Source organism: Alkalibacterium sp. s-m-28 (genome assembly GCF_054658175.1).
Window position 1 is genome coordinate 1 of record NZ_BAAGIQ010000126.1, and the last position, 4,406, is coordinate 4,406.

Annotated in this window: 4 protein-coding genes; 1 reads left to right on the forward strand and 3 read right to left on the reverse strand. The window is 40.3% G+C overall.

Annotated elements, in window-relative coordinates:
- Positions 1–168: 168 nt before the first annotated feature.
- The gene (locus ACYQ4S_RS10940; RefSeq protein WP_346024927.1) at positions 169–960 is read left to right on the forward strand and encodes an HD-GYP domain-containing protein; all 792 of its coding nucleotides are present in this window, start codon (positions 169–171) and stop codon (positions 958–960) included.
- Positions 961–1,052: 92 nt separating this feature from the next.
- Here the strand turns inward: ACYQ4S_RS10940 and ACYQ4S_RS10945 are convergent, their stop codons facing one another.
- The 3 genes from ACYQ4S_RS10945 to ACYQ4S_RS10955 all read right to left on the reverse strand — a co-directional run bounded on the left by ACYQ4S_RS10945 (position 1,053) and on the right by ACYQ4S_RS10955 (position 3,717).
- Positions 1,053–1,886, reverse strand: a complete 834-nt coding sequence (locus ACYQ4S_RS10945) for an exodeoxyribonuclease III (protein ID WP_346024928.1) — start codon at positions 1,884–1,886, stop codon at positions 1,053–1,055.
- 155 nt (positions 1,887–2,041) lie between these two features.
- Positions 2,042–2,950: a dihydroorotate dehydrogenase gene (locus ACYQ4S_RS10950; RefSeq protein WP_346024930.1), complete on the reverse strand. Its 909-nt coding sequence runs from the start codon at positions 2,948–2,950 to the stop codon at positions 2,042–2,044.
- Positions 2,950–3,717 carry a dihydroorotate dehydrogenase electron transfer subunit gene (locus tag ACYQ4S_RS10955; protein ID WP_346024929.1) on the reverse strand — a complete coding sequence of 256 codons (768 nt, stop codon included), beginning with the start codon at positions 3,715–3,717 and terminating at the stop codon, positions 2,950–2,952. Before ACYQ4S_RS10955 ends, ACYQ4S_RS10950 begins: the two co-directional genes overlap by 1 nt.
- Positions 3,718–4,406: the final 689 nt, after the last annotated feature.

The window sequence follows — 4,406 nt, forward strand, 5'->3', positions numbered from 1 at the left end:
TGTTTGTTGGTAACTACATTTTACCAAAGAGAGGTGTCTTTTTCTGTACTTTTAAGTTCAATATTCTAACTGATCTTTACGGTAAAAGGATAGAACGTCGTTCTTAGGGGTGCGAAACTTGAGTTATTATTAATCTCCTCCACTGTTGGCTTTATCAGTCTGACTATTGTGAGCTTCTTTTTTCCAGTAGGGACGTATTATGAAACAGATACGATAGACTTATCTAATCGTCTCTTGTTATATCTTATCGTAGCGACATTCAGCTATCTTCTACTGATTAAACTGAATATGCTGTATGAAAAACAGGTTAATACTGTCATACATGCGATGGAGTTGAAACTGGAACAAGTTGTTCAAAGCTTTATTGTGGCAATGGAAGCTAAAGACGCTTACACGTTTGGCCACAGTGAACGGGTCAGCCAGTATGCTGTGGCCATCGCTCAGCAACTCCCACAGTATCAGGATGAAAACAAGCTAAAAAACATCAGACTAAGTGGGCTGCTGCACGATATTGGAAAAATCCACATATCCGATGGCATTTTAACAAAACCTGATAAACTGACTAAAAGTGAGTTTGAGGTGGTTAAAAGCCATACTACTATTGGGGCTCAGATGGTTGAAAAAGTAGAAGGACTTGAAGGCTTAAAATGTGGCGTTCTTTACCATCATGAACGCTGGGACGGCAAAGGGTACCCTAAAGGTTCTCAAGGTCTTGAAATCCCTCTAGAAGCGCGTATTTTGGCTGTAGCAGATGCTTTTGATGCCATGACATCCACCAGAGCTTATCGCAGAGGTCTTTCCTTTAACGAAGCATACAAGCAGGTTTTGACTAATCTCGGCACACAGTTCGATCCCAATCTACGTGAGGCAATTGAAGCAGCAAAAGAGGCGATTCTAAAAATTCACGTTAAGAATCAAAACAATCTGGATGATTTGGAAAAGCTGACTGACTTTCATTAAAATGCAAAAAAATCTCCCCTACTGACAGTTTTATGTTGTCGGTAGGGGAGATTTTCAATTTTTACACTTTAGTAGCTCGATGGAGCTTATTCTTACATACTCAGATTAATTTCAAGCATTAAAGGCGTGTGATCCTGGCGGTCTCCTGAGTCAATCATATCAGATGTTTGTACTTTATCTGCCAGACGACTGCTTACGAGCCAGTAATCAATTCTCCAGCCGGAGTTATTGATTTTACTCGTTTTAGCACGCTGATTCCACCATGAATAGCGTCCAGTTACATCACCATGCAGATGACGGAAGGTATCTGTAAATCCTCTATTCAATAAGCGTGTAAATCCTTCACGCTCTTCGTCAGTGAACCCAGCTGACTTGTGATTTCTCTCAGGGTGAGCCAAATCAATTTCTTTGTGTGCCACGTTGTAGTCACCCGTTGCGATTACTGCTTTTTTCTCGTCTAAAGATGATAAATAGTCGGCATATTTTTCGTCCCAGATTTGGCGCTCTTTTAGTCTGACCAGGCCTGACCCTGAATTTGGCGTATAGACTTGAGTCACGTATACCTCATCAAATTCGAGTGTGATAATCCGTCCTTCTTTATCCATTGTATCCGGTGCTCCGATTTCAGGATAGGAAACTTCTGGCTTCAGATGGCTCTTATACAAAAACATCGTTCCCGCATAGCTTTTTTTAGCCGGCTCTTCAGACACTCTCCAGACGTATTCATAGTCCGGGAATAGTGTACTCAAAATTTTATCATGTTTTTTTGAAGGGCCCGTTCTAGGTAGTTTTGTTTCTTGGATGGCAATAATATCAGGATTCTGTTCGATAATGGTATTCATAACCTCTCTGGACATTACTGCACGATTGGAGTCGCTCGTTAAGGTTGCATTCAATGAATCGATGTTCCATGTAATTAATTTCACTGTTATTCTCCTTTGCTTCTTTTTACACTACTCTTTCTATTTTAACATTAAAGAGCTTGGAGAACGATTATTTCTAACTGAAAACTGACTACATTAAATTAGACAGCAGCGCTGTGGATCAGAAACTATTATTTTTTTCTCTGTGTTATTAAGCCCTAATCATGCCCACTACCAATAGCATCGTTGACACTGTCAAACCCATACTTCCTCAGCGTGGCGGGTAACTGATCAATCAATTCCTTGCATATCATCGGATTTTGAAAATTGGCCGTCCCGACAGCAACGGCACTCGCACCGGCCATCAAAAATTCCAGAATATCTTCCGTTGTGAGAATGCCCCCCATCCCTATGATGGGAATACTAACAGCTTGATATACCTCATAGATCATTCGAATAGCGACAGGTTTTATCGCCGGTCCCGATAACCCGCCAACCTTATTGCTCAATAACGGTTTTCTACTATTTAAATCAATTTTCATACCCGTCAAGGTGTTAATCATCGTTAGTCCATCGGCACCTGCACGTTCTACCGCTTTTGCTACGGCGACGATGTCCGCAGCATTTGGAGATAATTTAACGTAAACGGGGACATCAGACCGCTTTTTAACACGCTTGGTCACTTCATAGGCTACTTCTGGAATCATACCGAACTGCACACCGCCCTCTTTTACATTGGGACAGGATATATTCAGTTCAATCGCATGAATTAGATCCGTTTGCCTAAACGCTGCAGCAACATTCTCATATTCCTCAACTGTACTGCCGGCAATATTAGCTATGACGGGTAAATCAAAAGACCCAAGGAAGGGCAATTCCGTTTCAATAATACTTCGTACTCCCGGATTCTGCAGCCCAATAGCGTTCAGCATACCTGATTTTGTTTCCGCTACGCGAGGTGTACTATTACCCAATCGCTTCTCTTCAGTAGCGGCCTTAATCATAATGGCTCCCAGTTCGCTTAAATCATAAAACTGACTGTATTCACGTCCGAAACTGAAGCAGCCGGAAGCCGGCATAACTGGATTTTTCAATTGTAACCCCGGTAAGTTGACTGCTAGAGACATTATATTTTCACCTCTCCTGTATGGAAGACTGGACCATCTTGACAAATTTTCTTACTGCTTTTTTCATCTTGAGTTGGTACGACGCACGCATAGCAGGCACCAACCCCACATCCCATACGCTCCTCCAGTGAGAGAAAGCCTTTTTTATCTTTTAGAGTCGATTCGATTGCTTTTAACATCGGATTGGGTCCGCAGGCGAAATAATAATCAAACACTGGTTGTTCACTCTTAATAATGTCTGTAACAAAACCGCGCTGTCCATAACTGCCGTCATTTGTGGTGACATAACAGTTTCCAAGTCTTTTAAACTCTTCTTCAAAAAAGACATCTTTTTCATTGTGAAAGCCAATGACTGTGGTAACTCCAATGCCTTTCTTTACAAGTTCCTTTGCCAGATAATAAAGTGGAGGGACTCCAATTCCTCCTCCAATCAGGAGAGCATTTGTCATTTCTATCTGATCAATTTTATAGCCGTTTCCACAGGGAATGAGCATATTAAGCGGCTCACCTTCCCTCATGTTGCTGAGTTTACGTGTTCCTTCTCCCAGCTCTTTGAAAACAAGTGTGAGTAAACCTTTTTTACTATCGACGTCAGCTATGGAAATTGGACGGCGAAGCATATGTTCGCTTGAAGAACCAATCTGAATATAAACGAACTGGCCGGGTCGAATGGTTTCAAGCAATGCCCCTTCCATTAGGATTTCCATTTTAATCGTTTTATCTGCTATGACTTCTAGTCCTCGCAATTCTGCATTGATTAATTTCATATTTCTATCTCCTCCATTAATTAATAATTACTATACTTATATCTGAAGGTTTTCTTGAGCAATCTCAATGCACAAAAAAAACCTCTCTGCTAAGCTGCAAAGAGGACACGTACAGAAAAAAATCCGCACAAACTCATTACAACCTTGCATGTCTCACAGGACTTGCTTAAAGGTGTATCTCAAAAAACTATTATAATAGACTTTTAATAAAAACTTCACAATAACCCATATAAAAAATATGCCCATCTTCCACGGGCAATAAAGAGGGCATAGAACGGCATACTCTATACTTTCACCTTTTCCAGACTCACGGGACTGTAATTAAAGGGGTGATTTGTTCTTATTATTCCAGTTATCAGGTGATAAGTCAATGGTATAAATATCATTTTGATATTATTTTCACATAACTTTTTTGGAACTTTAATTATGCATTTACTTGAAGTTATGCATATCGTTTTACAGCAAGTATAACTTGCTCTAGAATATACTCAAGGATATTAATTGGGTGATTTTCTTTTCACTGAATGCTTACGTTAACTTTCCTATTTTAATTAGAGACAACCTGGAACTGTCAAATTTTTTATGAAAACTAAAAATTAAAGGTGGTGAAGGCCCACTGACTATACCAATCGGAGCCGCATTTGCCCTTGACAAACACTTGAATGGTTTCAGTTAAGGTCACAAGGGTG

What these genes read in the sequence shown, in the direction of transcription:
- ACYQ4S_RS10950 (WP_346024930.1), bottom strand. Translation starts at nt 2,950, where the DNA reads ATGTCTCTAGCAGTCAACTTACCGGGGTTACAATTGAAAAATCCAGTT.
- ACYQ4S_RS10955 (WP_346024929.1), bottom strand. Translation starts at nt 3,717, where the DNA reads ATGAAATTAATCAATGCAGAATTGCGAGGACTAGAAGTCATAGCAGAT.